The 1,237-nt window shown below is 55.0% G+C and carries 1 protein-coding gene; it reads left to right on the forward strand.

Features of this window, described 5'->3' with window-relative positions:
- Positions 1–80 precede the first annotated feature (80 nt).
- A protein-coding gene (locus tag J1785_RS00885; RefSeq protein WP_377434635.1) for an IS3 family transposase occupies positions 81–1,189 on the forward strand; the annotation gives its coding sequence in 2 pieces (ribosomal slippage) (positions 81–342 and positions 342–1,189; 1,110 coding nt in all).
- The last annotated feature ends 48 nt before the right edge of the window (positions 1,190–1,237 follow it).

Raw genomic sequence — 1,237 nt, forward strand, 5'->3', positions numbered from 1 at the left:
TGACCCTGACCCAAAATCCTGCTCCATTCAGAAACAGAATTCCGGCATGATAAACACTCCCCTGAACGGAGGTGGTGCCGATGAAAAAGTCACGATTCACCGAAGAGCAGATTGTTTTTGCCCTTAAGCAGGCTGAGCTGGGGACGTCAGTGCCGGACGTCTGTCGCAAGCTGGGCATTTCGGATGCCACTTTCTATACGTGGCGTAAAAAATACGGCGGCATTTCTCCTTCGGAACTGAAGCATATGCGGCAGCTGGAAGAGGAAAATCTGCGGCTGAAGAGGCTGGTTGCCGATCTGAGCCTCGACAAGGCGATGCTGCAGGACGTGCTGGCAAAAAAGAGCTGACGCTGGCACGCCTGCGCGAATGGGTCAGGGATTTGCAAGCCCGCTACGGTGCCAGTGAGAGACAGGTCTGTTTTGCGCTGCGGGTCAGCCGCAGCTCGTTTCGATATCGTTCTGTGGCCGCCGACGACAGCGCACTGCGGCTACGCATCCGTGAGATAACCGAAACCCGGGTTCATTACGGGTACCGCCGGGTATACGTGATGCTCAGGCGGGAAGGCTGGCGCGATAATCACAAAAGAATCTACCGCCTCTACTGTGAGCAGGGTCTGTCGCTGCGCCTCAAACGGCCACGTCGCAATAAATCGGCCCAGCGCCGCCAACCGCAGCCTCAGGGTCTGTATCCGAATCACGTCTGGGGCATGGATTTTGTCTCTGATGCGTTGTTTGACGGGCGACGACTGCGCCTGCTGACGGTTATCGACCTGTACACCCGCGAATGCCTGGGGATCTGCGTGGGGCAGAATTTGCGTTCAACAGAAGTGGCAGAAATGCTGAATAGCATAGCGCTCAGACGTCCTTTACCTCAGTTGCTGAAAACCGATAATGGTTCTGAATTTGCAGGGAAAATGCTGGACAGATGGGTGTACGAAAGAGGCATCAGAATCGACTTCTCACGCCCGGGAACACCGACGGACAATGCGACGGTGGAGTCCTTCAACGGCAGGTTAAGGCAGGAATGTCTGAACGAGAACTGGTTTATGTCTTTGGAGGATGCACGGTGCAAAATCGAGGCCTGGCGCATACACTATAACCAGAGGCGTCCCCATTCTGCGCTGGGCTGGATGACCCCGTCAGAATTTGCTGAGAAGTCTGCCGGTTGCCAGAATACACAACCAACATGAAGCCGGTTATTCCTGATTATGAATGGATCACATACGGGGAGCGGGTCA

The organism is Rahnella perminowiae, from assembly GCF_019049755.1.
Lineage (GTDB): Bacteria > Pseudomonadota > Gammaproteobacteria > Enterobacterales > Enterobacteriaceae > Rahnella > Rahnella perminowiae.